The following is a 22,052-nucleotide window of genomic DNA, read 5'->3' as shown; positions in this document are numbered from 1 at the left end:
GCTAAACTATAAGGGTAATTACCTATATTAAAGGAGACTTTCAGCATGAAGGCTCTTATGTCATATACGAGTTCTTTTTTAGAATGGTTAGGGCGCTATGTGGGGCTCTTAGTCTTTGGGCTATTATTTGTAACTACTTTGTTCATTCGCACGACCATGATGACGGGATACTTTGAGTGGGCAGAGATTAGTAGCGTTCCTTGGTACGTTTATGTTTCAGGTGGGGCCATTCTGCTTTTGACCCTTCTCTGGCCTAAAATCTTAAAGGAACTGACAACAAAGCAGATTTTCGTCTTTTTTTCCGTTTGCTTTGTGAGTTTTGGCCTACTTTTGATTTTTCTGACCAGTTTTGCTGGTCGAGACGATGCAGGTACTGTCTTTAAAGGAGCAGTCCAGTTCAATGCTGGCAACTTCTCCCTAATAAAACCAGGAGCCTACTTCTACCGCTATCCGCATCAGTTGGGTTTGCTTAGTTTTGAACGCTTGGTTCTCTATCTAATTCCTTTACCAGTTATCTCTGTTTTCTATGTATTGAATCTTGGCATGGTCATTGGTATGAACTATGCTACATGGAAAATCACGGATGAACTATTTACAAGGCGTTTAGTTAGTCGTTTGGCTGTCATCATGAGCTTTGGTTTCTTGCCTCTAGTCTTTAACATTATGTTTGCCTATGGACTTATGTATGGGTTGTTCTTTTCTAGTTTTGCTATTCTCTTCTTTCTACGTTACTTAAGACGTGGTAAGGCTAGGAATGCGATTCTTTCGGTGGTCATGCTATCTTTGGCCTACTGGGTAAGGAGCAACAACATCATTCTCATTATTGCTCTATCTGGTATTCTAATACTCTTAACGCTTAGAGAAAAACGGTATCGCTATTTGCTTTTAGTCTTAGCTTTCTTTGCCTTTCCTATGAGTTTGCATAAGGCGACGACCAGTTACTACGAGATTACCACCCACCAAAAAATTCCTGGAACACCTCAGATTGCTTGGTTGGCTATGGGCTTACAGGACAAACCCGATTCTAAACGAATGCCAGGATGGTATACCGGCTATGTCCGTGACATTTATGCTAAGAAAAAGGGCAATATCGAAAAGATTGAAAAAAGCGCCAATCATCTTTTTGATAGACGTGTTCAATATCTTCTAGCACATCCCGATGAGGCCAGTTGGTTTTTTAGCACCAAGTTTATCAGTTCCTGGACAGAGGGAAGCTTCCAGTCCATCTGGAACGGTCCAAGTAAAGACAAGTTTCAGCCTTTGTGGAATAGGTTTGCGACCTCCATCTATCACGATGGAACCCTGCATCTCTTTTTTGTGACCTATATGCAAGGCTATCTCCTAGTCCTATATCTCGGTGGTGTGTTCTACTACGCTTTCACTTATAAACGAATGGGAGATGGAGCAACACTAGGCCTCTATGCCTTCCTCTATCTCTTTGGTGGCATCCTCTTTCACCTCATTTCAGAGACTAAGAGCCAGTACACCCTACCTTATATTTACTTACAAATTCCAATGATTGCGGCGGGTTACAATCATATGACACAAATACTTAGACGCTATCTACAAAATATGCAAAAGTCATCCTAGGATGGCTTTTTAACTATAAATATTCTCGAAATATGATAAAATATCAGTGTTTTATTAGATAATGATAAGAAAAGTGATATAATGAAAAACTAATGTATAGCTTCATTGTTATATCATTATTTTATTAGTGAGTGGTCACATGACAAGTAATATGAGCAATGATAATAACTTTTGTAACCTTGTAAGCGATAGCTACAGCAAATATGTCATTCACCTTCGCAGTTATAATATATGTATAGTTCAACATTTTTATAATGATTACAAGTGTTTACATTAGAAACGAGGAATATAATGATAAAAGTAGACAATCTTTCTAAGCGTTTTGGGAATCAAGTTGCTTTGGACAATATTTCGTTTGAGATTAAGGAAGGGGAAATCTTTGGTTTTCTAGGTCCTTCTGGTGCTGGTAAAACGACGACTATAAATATTTTGACGGGACAGTTAACACAGGATAGCGGAAAAGCTTATATTTTAAATAAAGAGTCCAATCAGTTACTTCCTTCGGATTTTTTAAATATTGGTATAATGAGTGATACTGTTGGTTTTTATGGAAAGATGACAGTCTATAAGAACTTGCAATTCTTTGCTAAATATCACAATGTGAGTTTAGATAAACTTGATGCTATGTTGAAGGAACTGGAATTATTTGAAGATAAAGATAAGAAGGCAGAAAAACTATCAACTGGTATGAAACAGCGTATGCTTCTTATTCGGTCAATTTTGCATCATCCTAAAATTCTTTTTTTAGATGAACCTACATCGGGTTTGGACCCTGCTTTATCAAATAAAGTACATGATATTCTGTTGAATTTAAAAAATGAGGGAACAACAATATTTTTAACAACTCATGATATGAATGAAGCTACTAAGATTTGTGACCGTATATCATTATTGAATTCAGGTCATATATTAGAATATGGTTCTCCTCAAGAAATCATAGATAAATATAGTCAGCAAGATAAGGCTATTATTCGTTTTAAAAATGGAGATTCGATAATGGTATCTCAAGCAGAGGCGGCTAAATATTTAGGTGGTTCTGATGTAGCTAGTGTGCATACTTTAGAAAATACGCTTGAGGATATTTTTATAAAGATTTCGGAGGATTCAAAAAATGCATAGATTGATGGCACTTTTATGGTTGCGTTGGGAATACATAATCAGTAATAAAGTTTTGTTGTTTGTATGTGTAGTTACACCGTTTGTTGATTTTGCTATTTTACAAGCTATCCCTATGATTCATGGCGAAATGTATTTTTTAAACATGGGACTTAGTTTGATTTATAGTATGACAGCTGGTACTTTTACTTCAATGATGATTTCTGAAGAAAAAGAGAAGAAGAATTTAAGAACATTGATATTGAGTGGTGTTACAAAGTATAATTATATAATTTCTGTCATTTCATTTCCTTTTATTTTTTCTGTTTTATCGGCTTTGTTTATGCCTGTAATATTTGGAATAGCTATTCCAAGTTGGCTAACGTATTTTGTTGTAGTAGTATTGACCACGTTAGCATTTATTCTGTTGAATTTGTCTATAGGATTGTTTTCTAAGACTCAAACTCACACAACATTATTTAGTATGATTGTCTTGATTATAGCTACTTTTTTACCAATGCTTTCATCTGATATGAGCAATAAAATTATGAGCTACATCACGAGATTTTCTTTTATAGGAGCTAACACAGAATATTTTATAAAACTTGAAAAATTTCAAATATTTGAGTCAAGTGTGTTTGCTTTAATTTGTTGGGTATTTGTACTTATCTTTATTTCAAATTTTGCATTTAAATGGAATGCCCGTGAGCATTGATTTATATAATTTCTTCTGAAAGTCATCCTAGGATGGCTTTTTATCATTGTTTCACAATTACAATCTTGTTATAATAGTTCTATGAAAAATTCGTCAGTTGATCTTTTACGAGGCCCTATTTTGCGGTCTCTTTTAATCTTTGCCCTACCAATTTTGATATCCAATATTTTCCAGCAACTCTACAATACTGCTGATGTCATGATTGTGGGTCGCTTTCTAGGTCCAGATGCCTTGGCTGCTGTAGGAGCTTCTTCTGCTATTTTTGATTTGGTTATCGGCTTTGCTCTTGGCGTTGGAAATGGTATGGGCGTTGTTATCGCACGTTACTATGGTGCTCAAGACTACAGGAAACTTCGTCAGTCTGTGGCGGCCACCGTTGTGATTGGTTTAGGCTTAAGTGCCTTGGTTATGATTCTAGGACATTTCGGCCTCTATCCTTTGCTAAGATTTTTAGGGACACCTGCTTCAATCATCGGGCAGTCCTACCAGTATATTTCTATGATTGTCTCCTGTGTTGGGGTAACTTTGGGTTATAATCTGTGTGCAGGACTTCTCAGAGCGGTTGGGGATAGTCTTACCGCCCTCTATTTTCTGATTTTTTCAGCACTAGTCAATATCGTTTTAGACATTTTCTTTATTACACAACTTCATCTTGGTGTTCAATCAGCAGGCTTAGCGACAATTATCTCACAGGGACTTTCAGCTATCCTCTGTCTGTACTATATTAAGAAAAAAGTGACCTTCCTTCTACCAAGCAAGTCAGACTTTGTTCTTGATTCAAGTCTTTATTTGGACCTCTTTGGACAAGGAATGGCCATGGGACTCATGAATTCTATTGTTTCGATTGGGACTGTGACCTTACAATATGCCATTAACGGTTTTGGCCCTCTTATCATCAGTGCTCAGGTTGCAGCAAGGCGTATCATGTCTTTCGCAGTTCTCCCTTTGACCTCACTTGCTACTGGGGTGACCACCTTCACCTCACAAAACTTCGGGGCCAAACAGTTTAAACGCATAGTGGCTGGTTTAAAACAATCTTGTCTTGTTTCTATCACTTGGTCTGTCATTGCTTGTGTCCTTCTCTATATAGCAAGTCCCTTTTTGGCTGGTTTTATCTCTGGTTCTGATAATGCTGTGATTATTGACAATGCCAGCCGCTACCTCCGTATCAGTTCTCTCTTCTATCCTATTTTGGGGATGCTCTTTAGTTTTAGAAATTGCCTACAAGGTCTAGGTAAGAAACTGACGCCTTTAACCTCTAGTTTCATTGAGCTTTTTGGAAAAATTCTCTTTGTTCTTTTGGTTATTCCTTCTATGGGCTACCTTGGCGTTATCCTATGCGAGCCCTTGATTTGGATTCCCATGACCATTCAGCTCTATTTTGCCTTGAGGAAACATATTCGACGCTTGTTTATCAGTTAGACTACTTTTGAACATAGAAAAAACGACCATCAAGGTCGTTTTTAGTTTAATTTAATCCCCATTCATCAGATATCTGTTTCATTATGGCCTCTTGGGAGACAATCCCAAAGCCTAGCATGTAGGTTGAGTAATCAGCATAAATTACCTTGTTATTTTGAACTGCCTTTAAGCTACTCCAGACAGGGTTATTTTTAAGTTTGTTATCTAGGAGTTCTTGAGAATCTGCTTGAACAATCAGGAGGTCCGGATTAATGTCTTTTAGTTTATCTGGATCGATAACTTGGAACATATCATCTGGATTGAAGGTTTCAGCACGATTGAAATGATAAGTATCATACAGATAACCAAAATGCCCATAAGCGTAATAACGGATGTCATTGTCTGTCACGCGCAGGTACATGAGTTTTTGATTGCCAAACTTAGCTTTGACATTCTCTGCGAAAACAGCCTCCCTAGCATCCACTCTATCCAGGTCCTTCTTCATCTCATCACGTTTGTCGAAGATTTCTGCTACCTTTAATGAGGTTTCGTGATAGTCCCAGTTTTCATCAGTGTTGATCTGGTAGCCAACAGTTGGTGCAATTTCAGACAGCTCCTCGTAGAGGTCTTCCTGCTCGCCTGTCATAAGGATTAAATCTGGTTTTAACTCAGCAATCTTATCCAAATCTGGATTTCCCTGCCAACCAACTGAAACCACTTTTGCATCCTTGTATTGTTTCTTAAAGAGGGTTGAAAATTCTTGACTATCAGCTTGACCAGTTGTTGCACCTACAGGAGTGATATCTAAAGGATTCAAGATTTCACCATAGAGGTTGTCGAGGATAACAATACGTTTAGGAACTTTTTTCAACTTTGTCGTACCAAAATCATGAACAATCGTCTTCTCCTTAAAAGTCTGACTTGTTTGATTTGACTCTGCATTATGTCCAGACGTCATGTCTGGCAAGTAATATAGTAAAAGACCAGATATGATGGCCAGAATAGCTAATAAATAAAGAAGATTTATTTTTTTCATGGCAACTCCTCGATAAGATCGGATTAAATCGTTACTTTAAAGTTATCTTAAAACTTCTTTAATGTCAATCACTTACTGATTCGTTCAAACCTATATTTTTGATTCTTTTGTTTTAATGGTTAAAACAATCCTTCATTAGGATTGTTCAGCCCTAATAACAACCTTTTAGTTATCTGAACTGTGTTATAATGATAGATAACATTGGAGGGAAATTATGTTAGATCAGCTTTCATTTAAGGGACAATGGCGACAGTACCAACAGCGTGTTCTCGATAAAGCCGAAAGTTTTATGGATGATGGAAAGATTCACTTGGTGGCTGCTCCTGGTTCTGGTAAAACAACCTTAGGAATTGAATTTATACAGCGCTTTGGTAATCCAACTTTAATTTTAGTTCCGACAGTTACCATCCGTCAACAATGGGTAAATCGGATCAAACAAGCTTTTTTAAGTAATGCTAACCAAGCAGAACAACTCATTTCACAAGACTTAAAGAGGCCTAAAATGATTACGGTTGCGACTTATCAGGCACTGCACAGTGCTATGAACCAAGTCGTGGGCGATAGTCTTATTGAGGACACAGATGATGAGTCACAACAAGAGCATTTCGATTTTCAAGGTTTCGATATTCGAAAAACTTTTGGAGACCAAGATTTAGGGACTCTTTGTCTGGATGAATGCCATCATTTAAGAAATGAATGGTGGAAGAGTTTAGAGATTTTTCGTAAATCCTTTCCTAAAATTAAGATGATTTCCTTGACAGCAACCCCTCCATACGAGGGAGAACCTGCTCTTTGGGAGCGTTACATAAGCATGTGTGGTGAGATTGATGAAGAAATTACAGTGCCTGAACTGGTTAAGGAAGGGACGCTCTGTCCTCACCAGGACTATGTCTACTTCGCCTTTCCAACTAAGGAAGAACGAACACAATTAGATCAGTTTGAAAAGCAGAAACTTAACTTTCTAACTAAACTATCTACAGATATAAACTTCTCAAACACCATTCAGTCTAGTCCGGCACTAAGTAACCAAATTAGCGATGATGACCTATTGGCTAATCCTAAATATCTTTCTGCTATTCTGATTTTCTTAAGGTCTAAAAACTTGCCCTTCCCACAACGTTTTCAAGGACTTCTCGCTACAAAAGCCTTGCCAACTTTTACGCTTGAGTGGTTTGAAACCTTGCTTAATGGCTTGATTTTCCAGGTCCCAAATTGGTATGGATTTACCGAGGAAGCCTTTAATCAGCTAAAGAGTGATTTGAAAGCAAATGGTCTTATCGAGAGAAATCAAGTTAAACTTATCCGGAATAAGAAACAAGATGTTCTGCTCAATCAATCATTGGGAAAACTCAATGCTGTTAGAGATATTTTTAAGGCAGAGTACCAGTCTCTAGGAAATAATCTCCGTCAACTTGTTTTGACAGACTTTATACGTAAGGATTTTCAAGTTCATTTAGGTGATAAAAATGCTCAATTTACCCAACTAGGTGTCCTCTCTTACTTTGAATCTATTCGTAGAGAAATGATTGAACAGTCTTGGACAGTACCAATAGCTGTATTGACAGGAAGTTTAGTGATTATTCCAACTTCAGCTAAAGAACATCTGGAGCGACTCATTCCTAATTCTCGTTTATCCTATGATATTATTGGACAGTTGAGCCAAGAAGACTATCTTAAGGTGAGTGTTTCTGGTTCTCACCATGATCTAGTGACTGCCCTTACCCAACTTTTCCAAGAAGGATATATTCAGGTGATTATTGGGACCAAATCTTTATTGGGCGAAGGTTGGGATGCCCCCTGTGTAAACTCCCTCATTTTAGCTAGTTTTGTTGGAAGCTTCATGCTAAGTAATCAGATGCGAGGACGTGCCATCCGTGTCTGGCCAGACAATCCTGATAAAACGAGTAATATCTGGCATTTGGTTTCTATTAATTTATCACCTAGGAAGTGGTTTGAATTTCAAAATGATGAAGAAAATTATGATGAGACATTAGAGCTACAGTTTTATGGACTTAGTCCTGACCTAGACTTGTTAGATAGGCGTATGACACAGTTTCTTGGTCTCCATTATTCAGAGCTCACTATCGAATCTGGCATTGATCGCCTTGACCTCAATCAAATAACTTTTAGCCAAAAGGGTCTAGAAAAACTTAATCAAAATGCCATTACTCTGTCTCAAAAACGTCAGGAGCTTAAAGACCGGTGGCAACAAGCTCTACCTCTTAACGAAGAAATGGAAGTTGCTAATGAAGTTGAAGTCGACAAACAATTTTTACCGTTAGCATACCTTAATGATTGGATGAAGGCCTTACTTATTTCTCAAGCCTTAGCTGTCACTTATTTTATTATTGATTTGGGGAGATATCTAATTGTTGGGAAGCCGTTTAATCAAAGCCTACCGATATTCTTACTTGCGCTACTTGTACTGGCTATCTTTTGGGGAAGATATTTTATCTATAAAAGTCCCTATAAACGTTTGGAAATTTTTGGTAAAGCTATCCACCAAGCCCTTCTTGATTCAGGTCAGATTGAGACTGAAGAGTCTGCTCCTAGAGTGGTAAAAGATAGTAAACAGGCGATTTATAACGCTATCTATCTCAAGGGTGCTAGCATGAGGGAGAAAGAAATCTTTGCTCAGGCTTTGACTGAGTTTTTCGCTCCTATCGAAAATCAACGCTATATCTTAAAGTCTTGTCACAAGGTGAAAGATCAAACCGAATTTTTTGCCGTTCCAAGTATGTTTGAAAAGCGTAAGGCAGATGCAGAGTCTTTCCTCCAACACATCCAAAAAAGTGTAGGAAAATATAACCTCATTTATACGCGAAGTGTTCAAGGTCGTCCTATTCTTCTGGAAGCTCGTATCAAAGCACTTGGAAATAAGCAAGAACGTACCGTTACACATAAAAAAGTTATGTCAACTTTAGAATGATAAATAGCCTTAACCACTTAAACCGTTTTTATCATGATATAATAAACCAAGGACACTTTGTTGGAGAATTCTATGACACTCACACACATTTTTTTCGACCTTGATGGTACCCTCGTTGATAGTTCTGAGGGAATCCACAATGGTTTTGTTCAAACCTTTGAAAGACTAGGCCTTCCTGTTCCTAGTGATCAGAAAATTCGTACCTTTATGGGACCACCTCTCGAAGTAACCTTTAAAGAAGAGGTTAGTGAAGAAGGTGCTGACCAAGCTGTCAAAATTTATCGTGACTATTATGAGACTAAAGGGCAATTGGAGGCTCACCTCTATGATGGCATAAAAGAAATCCTTCAACAACTTAGTCAAGATACTAGCAAAAAAATCTTTATCACAACTTCAAAAAATGAACCTATCGCTCTGGAGATGTGCAAACACCTTGGAATTACTGAATATTTTGATGGCATTTATGGATCTACTCCTAGTGCCTTTCACAAGGCTGATGTCTTGCAGCGTGCCATTTCTGAAAATGAAGCACCTAAAGACCAGTCCGTCATTGTTGGTGATACCAAGTTCGACTTGATTGGAGGAAAAACGGTTGGCATCAAAACAATAGCGGTAACCTGGGGATTTGGAGTAAACGAAACCCTATTGGCAGGGAAGCCTGATTTTGTAGCTGATACCACCCAAGAACTTTGGGATATTTTGAAATAGTGATTTACATATAAAAAGAGCAAGATTATATAGTCATGCTCTTTTTTATTGAATCAAAATTACATCTGAACAATGATATCTAGACAAAGCTCTAAAGCCTTATCAAAAGCCTCTGAACCCCAATCTCGTTGATCGTAATTGTCAATATCTGCAAGGGAATCTGCCGTAAAGAGAAGTAAGCCCCAAATAGCTCCACGAAATTGGGCAACTGCTGCTAGTGCTGCACATTCCATCTCTACAACGCTACAGCCCTCTTCAATACGATAGGAAATCTTGTCTGGTGTCTCCCTATAAAAGCCATCTGTAGACCAGGTCATGACCTCTTCATAGGGGATTTTCTTTTGTTTTAACGTTTTCTCAATGGCTCCAAGAGCTTGTTCATTCATGTCTATATAGCGAGATGGCGCAACATAGTGGTAACTTGCACCTTCATCTCTCAAAGCTCTCGTCGGAATCAAAAAAACATTCTCTGGTATGTCTACCAAGACGCCACAAGTTCCAGTTGATATGATTTGCTTTACACCATAACCAATTAGCCAATCCATAAATTGTGCAGCTGCAGCTGAGCCAACTGGAGCTTGAGCCAAACAAATTTCCTTCCCATTGTAATTCATGACATAAACAGGATAGGTTTTGGTGGCAGAGACAAATTCGCCAACTTTTTCAGCGCCAACTGATATCGCATAGCGTTCTACTTCTTCCTCTAAAAAGCCGTAAACACACCTAGCCGGCAAGTCCAAACCTAAATCCTCATGGGTCGGCATAATCACAGCCTGAGGATTGTCATCAAACTCTAAAATTGGGATTTCATGTTTATGTATCATACTCTCTCCTAATATGCTAATAACAGATTATTTCAACAAATCTTTCAACCAAGAATCAAGGCAATCCATAAATCGTTGGACAGCTGGGGAAGTTTTTTCTTTTTTAGGAAGAGCAATTCCCAGTGAAACAAAATGTTTCGGACTAAGAGGAACTTGCACCACTTCTTCTTTCCAGTCTCTTGCAATCATAGCTTGGTTGAAGCTGACTCCTAGACCAGCCTTGACCATCTGATAGGTCGTAAAGCCGTCCTTGGTTGTGAATCGTGTCTGCAGATTAAGGCCTTCTTGCTTGATTAAGCGGTCCTGGTCTGTATCTTGACCAGGTAAGGTATGGATAAAATCTTCTGTTTCCAGATCCTTAATCTTGTAAGTCTTTTGTTTGGCTTTGGGATGATTCTTAGGCAACCAAGCCACCAAGGGGTCTCGATACAATTCTTTCCAGCTGTACTCCCCACTATCCTGAGGCTCAGCGCACAGACAAATATCGACAGATTTTTCGGCTAGCCACTTGGCAATCTCCTTATTGCCACCTTCTAACAGAGTAATTTGAATCAATGGATAGGTTTCGGAAAAAGTCTTTAGGAGGCTAGGCATCCACATGGAGGACACGCTAAAGTAGCAGCCAATTGTGATGGAACCTCTGACTACCCCTTTAATTTCCTCACTGACTTGGGTAGCTACTTGATTGACATCAACAATCTCCCTGAAATAGGGAATCATCAACTTGCCATTTTCCGTTAAGCGAACACCCTTTTTGTTGCGTATGAAAATCGGGAATTCTAATTCTTCCTCTAAACTTGAAATCATTCTCGTAATCCCTGACTGGGTATAGTTCAGCTGTTCTGCTGCTGCTGAAAAAGAACCGGTCTCACTAGCTACTAAAACAGCCTGACATTTACTGGCATCCATAAACTGCTCCTCTCTATCCATTACATTATATCATAGATGCGATGAGTTTTTGCCGTTTGTGTTATATCAATAAGTATTTTAAACTAATATCATCAACAAAGAAAGAGAAACATTCAAATGAAGACACAACTGAATTTTGCCAATGACTATTTACAAGGAGCACACCCTAACATTCTCAAACGTATGATGGAAACCAACCAAGTGGAAATGACAGGTTACGGGACAGATCCGATTACCAAGAGTGCCATTGAACAGATTCGAGAGGCCTGTGACTGTCTCCAAGCAGAAGTTCGCTTTCTTATGGGCGGGACCCAATCCAATCAAATCATGATCGATAGCCTCCTTCAATCTTATCAAGGAGTGATCGCAGCGAAAACTGGGCATGTCAGTGTGCACGAGGCTGGGGCCATCGAGTTTGGCGGCCACAAGGTTCTAGAACTCGATACAGCAGACGGTAAATTGACCGCCCAACAAATTAAAGAAACTATTGAAGATTATTGGGCAGATGGCAATCACGAACACATGGTCATGCCAGGCATGGTCTACATCTCACAACCGACTGAGCTTGGAACACTTTATTCAAGAGAAGAATTGGAAGCTATTGCTCAAGTCTGCAGAAAGCACGATGTTAAGCTTTTTGTCGATGGAGCACGTCTAGCCTATGCTCTGGCTTGTCCTGAAAATGATGTGACTCTAGCTGACCTCGCCCAGCTCTGTGATGCTTTTTACATCGGTGGCACCAAGTGCGGGGCCATGTTTGGAGAGGCGGTGGTCATTCCTAATCCTCGTCTCCTTCCTCATATGACCACCATCATCAAGCAACATGGCGCTCTCTTAGCCAAAGGCAGACTGTTAGGCATCCAATTTGACGAATTGTTCAAAAACCATCTATATAACACTATCGGCCATGATGCGATTACTTATGCTAATCAGATCCGTCAAGCTTGTAAAAGAGCAGGACTTCCTCTCTATTTTGAAAATCCGACCAACCAGATCTTTTGTTTGGTGACAAAAGAGCAGATGGAAAAACTCTCTGAGAAAGTGGTCTACTCCTTCTGGGAAAAGTATGATGACGAACTAACTGTCATTCGCTTTGCGACCTCATGGTCCACTCAAAAGGAAGATGTGGAGGCACTGTGTCAGGTGATTGAAGGATTATAATTAAAATTATAAATCCAACAAAAAAAGACATGAATCTGCTTTAGATAGAAACATGTCTTTTTGTATGCTACTTTAAGAAATATGATTGCAGTCAGGTTTTATTTCCACAAACCACCTAAAATCTGTTTTTCCAACAAATTTAAGTCTTCTTCTCTTATGTCACTATTGTCGCTAACGATATAGAGTTGGGCAAAGTAGGCCAATAAGGGACCTATACAAATACGAACCATTTGAGGAACCGTGATTTCAGGATTCACTCGTGAATCTGCTATCAATTCCTTATGGAGTACTAATAATTTATCCTGAAGAGTATTCCAAATATAAAGTTGTTCTTTTCTCAGTTTCTTATTTGAAAAAATTTCCTGAAGAATAATTTTCATCAAAGCGCGATTCGTTTTGAGATAGGCCATACGATTTTGGACCAGATAATGCACCTTTTCTTCAGTCGTTTCTAAGGCTAAAAGTTCTTCAAAAAAACGACCGAAAAGTCCTGGAACAACAGGGTGCAAAATAGCCGTTAATAAATCTTCTTTGGTCTTGAAATACTTGAAGAGCGTTGCTTGGCTAAGTCCCGCATGTTTAGCAATTTGTAAGGTGGAGGTTCCATTGTAACTCTTAGTAGAAATCAAATCGACCGCCGCCTGCATGATTTTTTTCTTTCCCTTGGGATAGTCTGCACCCTTTAGATAAGCTTCAAACGACTCAAAAACACTCTCACTCATTTTCATCCTCGTATATTTATATTTTATACTTTACGGTAACGACGCAAGCCGACAATATTGAGAACTGTCAAAGCGACAAGGAAGACTAGTAGAACACCAATATTTGGTAAAATATCTCCAAGTCCACGTCCGTAAAGAATAATCTGACTCATGGCATCACCTGAGTAGGTCAAAGGCAAGAATTTCCCAATTGTTTTTGCCCACTCTCCCATTGAACCAAGAGGAATGATTCCTGAGAAAAAGAGCTGCGGCATAATCACAAGAGGAATAAATTGCATCATTTGAAATTCTGATTTGGCCAAGGTGGACAAGAGAATTCCGAAGGCGAGTGCTACAAGAGCCAATACCACATTAACTATTATAACATTTAATAAACTTCCGACAACTTCAATATTCAACAACCAAATAGCTGCTAAAACAACAACTGCTGTTTGAAGAATAGCTATGATTCCATAAGACATCATGTAACCATAGACGATTTCAGAACGTTTGACCGGAGTGGCTAATAAGCGATCTAGGGTCCCGCTGGTGCGTTCTTTCAACAGCGCCATCCCTGAAATCAAGAAGACAAAGAAGAAGACGACAAATCCAATCAAGACTGGAATCATTTTGGCAAAGAAACCTGTATCTTCATTCCCATACTCATAAGATTCCTTAATTTCTGGTGATTTTGCATCGAGTTTCAATTGAGGAAGGGCCTGTTTAACACGAGTTAATAGTTGATTGGTGCCTTCACTGGCGATACTGGTCCGCAATACTTGACGGGTCATAGCAGTTTTCGAAGCATCTGTATTGGCATAATCTACCTGATACTCCCCGTCTTTATAAGAAATGACGGCGTCGACTTTCTCATCAGCCAAGTCTTCTTTGGCTTGCTCCATGTCTTTGTATGTTTTCACATTGACATGGTCCAGATCATCCATTTTCTTTACCAAACTAGTTGGTAGATCCTGCGTTGCTAGCTTGATGTTCACGGTTGTACTAGCCGAAAACATGAGGTTCATCAACCACATGATAAAGACTGGAGCCACAAACATCATGGCAAGGGTTCGTTTGTCACGAAGCAATTCTTTGATAACTTTTTTTGCAATGGCAAGGGTTCTCATCTTATTCTCCTTCCGCTTTCAAAAAGACTTCTTCAATACTTGAAACACCATAACTTTCCTTGAGATTTTTTGGTGTATCAAAGGCAATGATGTTTCCACCTAACAAGAGGCCAACCTTATCTGTCAGCTCTGCCTCATCCATGACATGGGTGGTAACCAAAATTCCTACACCCTTGTCTCTAAGAGTAATTAATTCCTTCCAGATTTTCTTTCGAAGAGAAGGGTCGATTCCAACTGTCGGTTCGTCCAAAATCAGGAGTTGAGGATTTCCTAAAAGCGCAATCGCCAGCGACAAGCGTCGTTTCATGCCTCCGGAATAACCAGACACAGCCTTATTTAAGTGATCTGTTAGATCTACCACCTGAGACACATGGGCAATTTCTGTTGTTAAGTCTTTTTTGGAAAGTCCTTTTAGCTGACCGAAAAATTCCAGATTTTCTTGTCCTGACAAAGCATCATATAAAGCATCTGACTGGGCCATATAGCCTATATCTCCCAGAATATGACGATTGGGCATGGTCTGGTCTAAGACTAAAGCGATACCGCTATCTCCCTTTTCCATCCCTAACATGGTTTTAATCATGGTTGATTTACCAGCACCAGAAGGACCGATTAGACCAATGATTTCCCCAGACTGTAATTCAAAACCAACGTGGTTTAACACAAGTTGTTGACCAAAAGATTTTTGTAAATCTTGTAAATGTAGCAATGTTTTCATTTGCATCCTCCTTGGTGAGTATTTACTCACTTTCAATTACAAGTGATATTGTAGTGAGTGTTCACTCACTTGTCAAGCGGAAAATTTAATTTTTTTCAGAAAAACAAGAGCTACCTTCGCTATAATAAGACATTTTATGGTATCCAAGCAGGAATCTTCCTTTTCGGACTGGCTCTCTCCCTTCTTTTTTCAGCCAATCCTACTACTGTCATCTCCATCGCAACTGTGATGACCTTAGCAATGGAAATTCATTTTACGCATTTTTATATAACCCGAACCAAGAAATTCTCAACTCTGGATTGGGATTTGTATTAAAAAAATTCTAGTAGACATCCTCTACTAGAATTTTTTGTTTTCTTATAAACTCATTTGCCCCACAAGAAAGCAATCATCGGCCCATCAACTAAAGCTGTTTCATGAAGTTTACTGTGTTGGCCACCAGGACCTGAGATTTCCTTTTCTTGATAGGATTTGACATGTCCTTTAAGCAGGTAGCCCAAAGATTGACTAGACAAATTGGTCACGCGCTCATCACTCCCTTTACCTGTATTGCCATAGATGTTAAGAACTTCAACCTGACCTTGAGGGTAGTGATTTCCAAGAGACAAGAGCTCTTGATAGGACTCTGTCATGCTAGATGGTTTTCCTTCGTCATCTAGTGTGAGATTTTCCGGTTCATCTATACCGATGATTCCGTTAAAGTGACCAGCAATATCCACTTGTTTGACCAATTTAGGTAGACTCGTATCACTGCCGTGTTGGAGCATATAGTAGACGATGGCCATATTCCCGTATGAGTGAGCAACCATATTCATTTCCGTAATTCCATAAGTATCTTGGAGAGCTTTGACAACAGCGTAGACATAGTTGCCCTGATCCTGAGTGCTAGCTCCTCGATTATTGTCAAAATTGACTAGGACAATCGGATTGACAGCATCTTTAGGAATGGTTCCTTTTAGAGTGACTGTCCCATCCTCAGCTACCTTAGCTTCGATAATAGTCTGAGTAACGCCAGCTTTTTTAGCCGCATTAGCCATATGTCTTTCAGCACGACTGCTTGAGCCCCAACCATGGAAAAAAATGGTCGGACGGCTTGATTGAATAAATGTTTTTCTTGCTTCTGCTTTTACGGCCTGCGCTTGGTTTTGGGAAATAAAATGCCAACCACCTACACAAACAAGACCAAGCATTGCTAAAAGACTGAAAATAAGATCTTTTTTCTTTATAAATACCATTGATCAAGTGAGTCGCACCAGGTCCACCTGAACCAACTGCAACCCCGATAGAGCCACCAAATTTAGCTTGCATAACTGCTGCAAGAGCACCAGTTTCTTCGTGGCGAACTTGCAAGAAACGGATATCTTAGTCTTCAGCCAAAGCGTCCATCAATGAGCTAAGTGTTCCTGATGGGATTCCGTAGATGGTATCTACGCCCCTTGTTTTCAATACGTTCAACATTGCTGCAGATGCAGTAATTTTCTCTTGAGTCATTCTAACTCTCCTTTATTTCTAATTTGATCCTGAAAAATGAAGCACAGCGCTTCTACTTCATCTTTCCGATCAAAGCTCGTCTTGAAAATGAATTTATTCTGACCATTCTCATGAAAACGATTGAAGTACTAATTTAACACAAAGAGATTCATATGTATAAGGATCTGCTCAGAGATGCTCAATTCCTATTACATAACAGATGCTGAATTTGAGAAATTTTCACAAACTATCTTATAATAGGATATTTTATTATAAAATATATGCTTCTGTTTTCTCTTGTGGCTGTAAGAGAAGAGAAGAGAAAAAAGTGGTACAGAATATTAAATGAATTCTGTACCACTTTTTTTGTTGAGTCTAATCAATTTTCGCAACATTGAGAAGCAGAGAGCTAGTCAAAACAGACAAAGAACTAAGGGCCATGGCAAGACCTGCTAGTTCTGGATTGAGGGTCAATCCCAGTCCTACAAAGACTCCAGCAGCAATTGGAAGCCCAAGGATATTGTAGATAGAGGCCCAGAAGAGATTGAGTAAGATCCTGCGGAAGGTCTTTTGACTCATGTCAAAGGCGCGCACAACGCCAAGCAAATCATTTTGCGTGAGCACGATGCCACCGGACTCGATCGCAATATCCGTTCCAGATCCCATAGCGATCCCCACATCCGCGATCGAGAGAGCTGGAGCATCATTGATCCCATCTCCAACAAACGCGACCTTGCTAGCTTCTTGCAGTTTTTGGATGGCGCTAGCTTTTTCTTGAGGAAGGACATCAGCAATGACGGTGTCAATTCCCACTTGCTTAGCAATAGCTTGGGCCACCCGTTCATTATCCCCCGTTAACATGACCGTTTTCAAGCCCCGTTCTTTGAGCTTTTTGATCGCTTCTTTTGAGCTGGCCTTCGGAGCATCTTGAATGGCAATCAAGCCAATCACTTGCCCATCCACAGCCAAATTGATCACTGTTTTGGCCTGCTCTTGCAACTCTACCATCCGTTTTTCAAGCTCCGGATCCATCGCTGTCCCGTCATGAAGTTTACCATTTCCCAAGGTCACCAACTGCTGGTCGATTTGACCTTGGACCCCTTTTCCTTCAATCGCTTGGAAGTTTTCCACAGGGGATAACACCAAACCTTTTTCTTCTGCTTGGGATAACACCGCTTGGGCTAGTGGATGTTCTGAAAAGGTTTCAAGACTAGCAGCCAGTGTCAAGACACGCGCTTCATCTCCTACAACATCGGTTACAAGTGGTTGGCCAATGGTAATAGTCCCTGTCTTATCAAACACAACGGTTTGAATCTTTTGCACTTCTTGAAGAACTGTTCCATTTTTAATCAGAACCCCCATCTTAGCACTACGGCCGGTTCCGACCATCAGGGCTGTTGGGGTTGCTAAACCAAGAGCACAAGGACAGGCAATAATGAGGACAGAGACTGCATAGAGCATGGCCTCTTGAAGCGACGCGCCCAGAAGCACGGACCAAACCCAGAAAGTCGCAATGGCCAAAATCGTCACCACTGGAACAAAGATACCTGAAATCTTATCCGTCAAATCTTGAATTGGAGCACGACTGGATTGGGCCATTTTGACAAAGTCCACAATTTGAGATAAGAGGGTCTCACTACCGACTTTTTCAGCCTTAAAGAGAATGGTCCCATTGCTGTTGATAGTGGAGCCGATAACTGCATCACCAACTGATTTTTCCACAGGCAAGCTTTCACCTGTCACCATCGACTCATCAATGGTCGTACTTCCTTCTACAATCGTCCCATCAACCGCAATCTTTTCCCCAGGACGGACCCGAATCAAGTCATTAATTTGGATATCTTCTGCCGCCACCTCGACATAGTTCCCATCACGGAGAACTTGAGCCGTTTTTGCCTGCAAATCCAACAACTTTTCCACAGCCTCGGAGGCATTGTTACGCATCCGTTCTTCAAAGATTTGCCCTAAAAGGATAAAGAAGATGATAAAACCCGCAGCCTCAAAGTATACTGGCTGACCAGTAAAAAGGGCAAATACACTATAGACATAGGCTACCAGGGTTCCAAGAGCTACCAAGGTATCCATATTGGAATGGTGCTTCTTAAATGAGGCCCAGGCACTCTTGATAAAAGGTACTCCTGCTACCAACATGATCGGCGTTGTCGCTAGAAAAGTCCCCCAGCGACTGACTGGATGGGAGACAAATCCTGCCCACATCCCAATCATCAAGATCAATAAAGGAAGGGTAAAGATACTAGTAATCCAAAAGCGACCCAGTAAACTTAAGACACGACGGCGTTTTTCCACAACCGTGTAGGAACCCTTTTGCATCTTCATTCCACATGAAAACTCAAAGTCCCCTGTTTCTGTCGGGGTAAAGGATATCACCTTATCCACACCGACTTCCAAAGGCTCTAAAATCCCCTGATCTTCAAACAAAATTTCCTTGTAACAGCCAGAAGGATTGACCCGATGGAAGGTGATTTCAGCAGGGATCCCTTTTTGAAGTTGAAATTCTTTGGGACTATAGCCCTTTTCTGCTGTAATACGGATCTTTTGCACTCCGTTTTCCACAACTGCTTTTTGTTTTTCTACCATACCTAACTCCTTTATTCCACAATCATTTGACCATGCATCATGTTCATTCCACATGAATACCCATATTCGCCCGCTTTTTCTGGCGTAATTTCAATGACATGTTTTTCACCTAAAGGCAAATCTTCATGAACGCCAAAATCTGGAAAGATCACTTGAGCCAGACATGAAGATGGATCCTTGCGATGAAAGATGATCCGGGCTGGAACATTCTTTTTCAGGACAATGGTTTCAGGCGAATAGCCCCCCATGACTTCGACTTCAATTTCTTGATAACCTGATTTCTGACGAGCGTGGCCGCTTACCTTTTCATGCTCTGCAAAGAACCACCAAGCAATAAAAGCAACCCCAAGTAAACATACAATACTAATTAACAATCCAAACATTGAAATTCCTTCTTTCTATTACATACAATTGCAAGGGACTGTTTCGACAGCCTCTGCTTTCTTTTCTTCCAGGACCTGCTGCAGCTGATTAAGATCTGCAAGCGTAAAGTCACTCGCCTGAATCAAGTTTTCAAGCACCTGGACAATCCTTTTGGAGCAAACCTTGTCTTTCACCTCCTCAACCACCAAGTCTAAACTCTGATCCTGCGTCAACAGAGCGGAGTAAACAAAGGCTTTGCCTGATTTTTCTCTAGTCAAGCACCCCTTTTCCACCAAGCGGGTCAAGAGAGTCTTGATGGTTGACTTCGACCAGTCAAAGCGCTCGGACAAGACGGCGATCAAATCCGTGCTGGTCTGCTTGCCTTCCATCCAGATAATCTTCATGATGCGCCATTCCGCATTGGAAATTTGCATGACCTCTCCTTTCTAAATCTACATTTGTAAACCTTACGATGTTATTCTACTCCTAAGATTTACATTTGTCAACCAAAAGTTTTAAAAAAAACAAATCCTCCTTTGAAGATTTGTCTGATTGGGCTTTTTCACTCCTTTAACTCAGAAAAACTTGGTATGGTGTTTGATAATTCAAAGACTTCCTAGGAATTCTATTTCTTTTATCAGCTGTAGCTGATAAATAATTTTGAGAAATATTCGTAAAATCCATTTGTTTAGGTAGTCTATTTCGTCTTAATAAGCCATTAGAATGTTCATTGAGACCTCGTCGCCCAGGACATCCTGGATCCGCAAAGAAAATATCAATGTCATGTGCATTCGAAATAGATTTCCAATTAGAAAATTCTTTTCCGCAATCAAAAGTGATCGACTTAAAGAGATTGCTGAGGACTAGAGACAACCATTGATTAATGGAAGCCTCAATATCACTTTCTTTCCATCATTTGATTTTCAGTGTGATGATTGCTTTTGAGCAGCATTCTACTAAGGTAATGACTGCACTTTTGTTCTTTTCACCCACAATTGTAGCTCCTTCTTGATAACCGAATTCCGTCTTAAAATCGGGATAACTGTCTGCTCTCTCACGCAAATCGCTACGAAACGCTTGTTTTCCTCGTTTTTCGCTATGACCATTTGGTTTTCTTTTGCCTTTCCAAGGGAAATCCTCTTTCTTTAAAATACCACGGTCTGCTAGTCGATAGAGAGTTCCCATAGAACAAGAAACCCTATCTGGATAAGTTCCTTTAATGACATCAAGGCTCCAACTTTGTTCTAAATGAGTTTGGATAAAATCTTTTTCTGATTGCGTAAGACTTGTTTTATTCCGACCACAACGTTTCTTATTGACTTTATAACGGTTATAGTAATCATATGCAGAGTCCCCCTCTTTCAGATAGTTGATGACATTGTAGATTGTCTGTTTTGATCTGCCAAGTGAGGTCACAATATCTGAAACTTTTGTGTTTTCTTGATAGTAAGCCTCTATCATTACGAGCTCGTTTGTGATAAGATGAGTATAGGTCATTTATATTAGTTCCTTTCAGACAAATGTGGTGTTTATCTGGCCTTACATAGATGGCTTTTTCTGTCTAGCCTAATTTACAAATTGGGGATTTTAAAAAATTTTATGTACACCAAGTTAAAAGTCTAGTAGAAACAATTCTACTAGACTTTTCGTTACTCTATCACAATCATAGCCTTGATGGTCTTACGTTCATCCATATCTTTATAAGCCTGATTAATCTCATCCAAGCTGTAGCTATTAGTAAAGACACGACCCGGATTGATATCACCGTCAAGAACTGCTTTTAACAAAACTTGTTTGTCATAAGTAGTAACTGAGGCCGCTCCACCTGCCACAGAAATATTTTGGGCAAAGGTCGAACCTAAAGCACGGTTATTGTAATGAGGAACGCCGACAAATCCCATGCGACCTCCATTGTGAAGAACACCAAGAGCTTGATCAACTGCTGCTTCAGTACCCACACATTCGAGAGCTGCATCTGCTCCACCACCGAGAATTTCTCGCACCTTGGCAATGCCTTCTTCACCACGTTCAGCCACAACCGCTGTCGCACCTGACTCCAAGGCCATCTGTTGACGGTCTTCGTGGCGACTCATGAGGACGATTTGCGATGCTCCACGCATCTTAGCTGCAATGACAGCACATTGGCCAACAGCCCCATCCCCGATAACGACCACTTTATCACCCTTTTGCACATTAGCCACACGCGCCGCATGATAACCCGTCGGCATGACATCAGCAAGTGTCAAAAGTGACTTAAGCATGCCTTCGCTGTAATCTGAAGGTTGACCTGGAATTTTCACAAGTGCCCAATTGGCAAAATGGAAACGGATATACTCAGCCTGTACGCCACCAGACCAATTGTTGCCGATATGGCGGTCACAAGTCCCATCATAACCGGCACGACAGGCATCACACTCTCCACAACCATGAGTGAAAGGCGCGATGACAAAGTCACCTGGTTTTACAGTAGTGACAGCCTCACCAACTTCTTCGACGATTCCGATAGCCTCATGACCGCTATTACTATGTCCTTCTTCGATTTCAGGATTACGGTAACTCCAAAGGTCGGAACCACAAACGCAGGTACGGACAATGCGAATAATGGCATCATCCGGAGCCTCAATTTGTGGGCGGTCAATTTCTGCCAGACCAACCTGGCCAGCTTTGGTGTAAACTGCTGATTTCATATGTTTACCTCTTTTTCTTT

18 protein-coding genes and 3 pseudogenes are annotated in these 22,052 nt (G+C 40.2%); 8 read left to right on the top strand and 13 right to left on the bottom strand.

Translation table 11 applies throughout. The features are described from left to right. Positions 1-45 precede the first annotated feature (45 nt). The 4 genes from HMPREF2979_RS08475 (at position 46) to HMPREF2979_RS08460 (ending at position 4,822) form a co-directional block, all read left to right on the top strand. Positions 46-1,590: a hypothetical protein gene (locus HMPREF2979_RS08475; RefSeq protein WP_070656198.1), complete on the top strand. Its 1,545-nt coding sequence runs from the start codon at positions 46-48 to the stop codon at positions 1,588-1,590. A 291-nt stretch (positions 1,591-1,881) separates the two neighbouring features. Continuing rightward, the gene (locus HMPREF2979_RS08470; protein ID WP_070656196.1) at positions 1,882-2,709 is read left to right on the top strand and encodes an ABC transporter ATP-binding protein; all 828 of its coding nucleotides are present in this window, start codon (positions 1,882-1,884) and stop codon (positions 2,707-2,709) included. Next, the gene (locus tag HMPREF2979_RS08465) at positions 2,702-3,400 is read left to right on the top strand and encodes an ABC transporter permease (RefSeq protein WP_070656194.1); all 699 of its coding nucleotides are present in this window, start codon (positions 2,702-2,704) and stop codon (positions 3,398-3,400) included. Before HMPREF2979_RS08470 ends, HMPREF2979_RS08465 begins: the two co-directional genes overlap by 8 nt. Positions 3,401-3,481: 81 nt before the next feature. Then, complete coding sequence (locus tag HMPREF2979_RS08460; protein WP_070656192.1) at positions 3,482-4,822, top strand: MATE family efflux transporter; 1,341 nt, start codon at positions 3,482-3,484, stop codon at positions 4,820-4,822. Positions 4,823-4,868: 46 nt separating this feature from the next. Here the strand turns inward: HMPREF2979_RS08460 and HMPREF2979_RS08455 are convergent, their stop codons facing one another. Then, a complete protein-coding gene (locus HMPREF2979_RS08455; RefSeq protein ID WP_070656190.1) occupies positions 4,869-5,837 on the bottom strand; it encodes an ABC transporter substrate-binding protein in 969 nt (322 codons plus the stop codon). A 214-nt stretch (positions 5,838-6,051) separates the two neighbouring features. Between HMPREF2979_RS08455 and HMPREF2979_RS08450 the strand changes: the two genes are divergently transcribed. Further along, positions 6,052-8,766: a DEAD/DEAH box helicase family protein gene (locus HMPREF2979_RS08450; protein WP_070656188.1), complete on the top strand. Its 2,715-nt coding sequence runs from the start codon at positions 6,052-6,054 to the stop codon at positions 8,764-8,766. A 72-nt stretch (positions 8,767-8,838) separates the two neighbouring features. Beyond that, on the top strand, positions 8,839-9,474 hold the full coding sequence (locus HMPREF2979_RS08445) for an HAD hydrolase-like protein (RefSeq protein WP_014634523.1): 636 nt from the start codon (positions 8,839-8,841) through the stop codon (positions 9,472-9,474). Between the two features lie 59 nt (positions 9,475-9,533). Here HMPREF2979_RS08445 and HMPREF2979_RS08440 read toward each other — a convergent pair whose 3' ends face one another. After that, positions 9,534-10,298 (bottom strand): nucleoside phosphorylase, encoded by a 765-nt coding sequence (locus HMPREF2979_RS08440; protein WP_070656186.1) that lies wholly within the window; start codon positions 10,296-10,298, stop codon positions 9,534-9,536. A gap of 27 nt (positions 10,299-10,325) precedes the next feature. Further along, positions 10,326-11,207 (bottom strand): LysR family transcriptional regulator, encoded by an 882-nt coding sequence (locus HMPREF2979_RS08435; RefSeq protein ID WP_070656182.1) that lies wholly within the window; start codon positions 11,205-11,207, stop codon positions 10,326-10,328. Positions 11,208-11,324: 117 nt separating this feature from the next. Between HMPREF2979_RS08435 and HMPREF2979_RS08430 the strand changes: the two genes are divergently transcribed. After that, positions 11,325-12,368, top strand: coding sequence for a threonine aldolase family protein (locus HMPREF2979_RS08430; RefSeq protein ID WP_081370417.1), 1,044 nt, complete (start codon positions 11,325-11,327; stop codon positions 12,366-12,368). Between the two features lie 98 nt (positions 12,369-12,466). Here the strand turns inward: HMPREF2979_RS08430 and HMPREF2979_RS08425 are convergent, their stop codons facing one another. From HMPREF2979_RS08425 to HMPREF2979_RS08415, 3 genes are read right to left on the bottom strand one after another with little or no spacing between them, the layout of a single operon-like run. Then, positions 12,467-13,090: a TetR/AcrR family transcriptional regulator gene (locus HMPREF2979_RS08425; protein WP_037599905.1), complete on the bottom strand. Its 624-nt coding sequence runs from the start codon at positions 13,088-13,090 to the stop codon at positions 12,467-12,469. Between the two features lie 23 nt (positions 13,091-13,113). Continuing rightward, a complete protein-coding gene (locus tag HMPREF2979_RS08420; RefSeq protein ID WP_070656179.1) occupies positions 13,114-14,196 on the bottom strand; it encodes an ABC transporter permease in 1,083 nt (360 codons plus the stop codon). 1 nt (position 14,197) lies between these two features. Continuing rightward, positions 14,198-14,914, bottom strand: a complete 717-nt coding sequence (locus HMPREF2979_RS08415; protein ID WP_070656178.1) for an ABC transporter ATP-binding protein — start codon at positions 14,912-14,914, stop codon at positions 14,198-14,200. Positions 14,915-14,983: 69 nt separating this feature from the next. Between HMPREF2979_RS08415 and HMPREF2979_RS10565 the strand changes: the two are divergent. Continuing rightward, a pseudogene (locus tag HMPREF2979_RS10565) lies at positions 14,984-15,229 on the top strand (low temperature requirement protein A); the annotation flags it as partial. A 50-nt stretch (positions 15,230-15,279) separates the two neighbouring features. Here HMPREF2979_RS10565 and HMPREF2979_RS08410 read toward each other — a convergent pair. From HMPREF2979_RS08410 to HMPREF2979_RS08385, 7 genes and pseudogenes are all read right to left on the bottom strand, one after another. After that, positions 15,280-16,140, bottom strand: a complete 861-nt coding sequence (locus HMPREF2979_RS08410; RefSeq protein ID WP_070656402.1) for an alpha/beta hydrolase — start codon at positions 16,138-16,140, stop codon at positions 15,280-15,282. After that, positions 16,139-16,405, bottom strand: a pseudogene (locus tag HMPREF2979_RS10165) (thiamine pyrophosphate-binding protein); the annotation flags it as partial. The pseudogene HMPREF2979_RS10165 and the gene HMPREF2979_RS08410, both read right to left, overlap by 2 nt. A gap of 354 nt (positions 16,406-16,759) precedes the next feature. Further along, the gene (locus tag HMPREF2979_RS08405) at positions 16,760-18,982 is read right to left on the bottom strand and encodes a heavy metal translocating P-type ATPase (protein WP_070656177.1); all 2,223 of its coding nucleotides are present in this window, start codon (positions 18,980-18,982) and stop codon (positions 16,760-16,762) included. Between the two features lie 11 nt (positions 18,983-18,993). Continuing rightward, the gene (locus HMPREF2979_RS08400) at positions 18,994-19,365 is read right to left on the bottom strand and encodes a cupredoxin domain-containing protein (RefSeq protein WP_070656176.1); all 372 of its coding nucleotides are present in this window, start codon (positions 19,363-19,365) and stop codon (positions 18,994-18,996) included. A gap of 18 nt (positions 19,366-19,383) precedes the next feature. Then, complete coding sequence (locus tag HMPREF2979_RS08395) at positions 19,384-19,779, bottom strand: CopY/TcrY family copper transport repressor (RefSeq protein ID WP_004182480.1); 396 nt, start codon at positions 19,777-19,779, stop codon at positions 19,384-19,386. Positions 19,780-19,915: 136 nt separating this feature from the next. Continuing rightward, positions 19,916-20,842 (bottom strand): annotated as a pseudogene (locus HMPREF2979_RS08390) (IS30 family transposase). A gap of 152 nt (positions 20,843-20,994) precedes the next feature. Continuing rightward, positions 20,995-22,032 carry a zinc-binding dehydrogenase gene (locus HMPREF2979_RS08385; RefSeq protein WP_070656174.1) on the bottom strand — a complete coding sequence of 346 codons (1,038 nt, stop codon included), beginning with the start codon at positions 22,030-22,032 and terminating at the stop codon, positions 20,995-20,997. Between the last annotated feature and the right edge of the window lie 20 nt (positions 22,033-22,052).

It is taken from the genome of Streptococcus sp. HMSC078H12 (assembly GCF_001814615.1).
GTDB lineage: Bacteria > Bacillota > Bacilli > Lactobacillales > Streptococcaceae > Streptococcus > Streptococcus salivarius_F.
The sequence above is the reverse complement of the archived record's forward strand: the minus strand, read 5'-3'. Positions and strand labels throughout refer to the sequence as shown.

Bases quoted from the DNA above. Each gene is read 5' to 3' on its own strand.
- HMPREF2979_RS08475 (WP_070656198.1), top strand. From the start codon at position 46: ATGAAGGCTCTTATGTCATATACGAGTTCTTTTTTAGAATGGTTAGGG.
- HMPREF2979_RS08470 (WP_070656196.1), top strand. From the start codon at position 1,882: ATGATAAAAGTAGACAATCTTTCTAAGCGTTTTGGGAATCAAGTTGCT.
- HMPREF2979_RS08465 (WP_070656194.1), top strand. From the start codon at position 2,702: ATGCATAGATTGATGGCACTTTTATGGTTGCGTTGGGAATACATAATC.
- HMPREF2979_RS08460 (WP_070656192.1), top strand. From the start codon at position 3,482: ATGAAAAATTCGTCAGTTGATCTTTTACGAGGCCCTATTTTGCGGTCT.
- HMPREF2979_RS08455 (WP_070656190.1), bottom strand. From the start codon at position 5,837: ATGAAAAAAATAAATCTTCTTTATTTATTAGCTATTCTGGCCATCATA.
- HMPREF2979_RS08450 (WP_070656188.1), top strand. From the start codon at position 6,052: ATGTTAGATCAGCTTTCATTTAAGGGACAATGGCGACAGTACCAACAG.
- HMPREF2979_RS08445 (WP_014634523.1), top strand. From the start codon at position 8,839: ATGACACTCACACACATTTTTTTCGACCTTGATGGTACCCTCGTTGAT.
- HMPREF2979_RS08440 (WP_070656186.1), bottom strand. From the start codon at position 10,298: ATGATACATAAACATGAAATCCCAATTTTAGAGTTTGATGACAATCCT.
- HMPREF2979_RS08435 (WP_070656182.1), bottom strand. From the start codon at position 11,207: ATGGATGCCAGTAAATGTCAGGCTGTTTTAGTAGCTAGTGAGACCGGT.
- HMPREF2979_RS08430 (WP_081370417.1), top strand. From the start codon at position 11,325: ATGAAGACACAACTGAATTTTGCCAATGACTATTTACAAGGAGCACAC.
- HMPREF2979_RS08425 (WP_037599905.1), bottom strand. From the start codon at position 13,090: ATGAGTGAGAGTGTTTTTGAGTCGTTTGAAGCTTATCTAAAGGGTGCA.
- HMPREF2979_RS08420 (WP_070656179.1), bottom strand. From the start codon at position 14,196: ATGAGAACCCTTGCCATTGCAAAAAAAGTTATCAAAGAATTGCTTCGT.
- HMPREF2979_RS08415 (WP_070656178.1), bottom strand. From the start codon at position 14,914: ATGAAAACATTGCTACATTTACAAGATTTACAAAAATCTTTTGGTCAA.
- HMPREF2979_RS08405 (WP_070656177.1), bottom strand. From the start codon at position 18,982: ATGGTAGAAAAACAAAAAGCAGTTGTGGAAAACGGAGTGCAAAAGATC.
- HMPREF2979_RS08400 (WP_070656176.1), bottom strand. From the start codon at position 19,365: ATGTTTGGATTGTTAATTAGTATTGTATGTTTACTTGGGGTTGCTTTT.
- HMPREF2979_RS08395 (WP_004182480.1), bottom strand. From the start codon at position 19,779: ATGCAAATTTCCAATGCGGAATGGCGCATCATGAAGATTATCTGGATG.
- HMPREF2979_RS08385 (WP_070656174.1), bottom strand. From the start codon at position 22,032: ATGAAATCAGCAGTTTACACCAAAGCTGGCCAGGTTGGTCTGGCAGAA.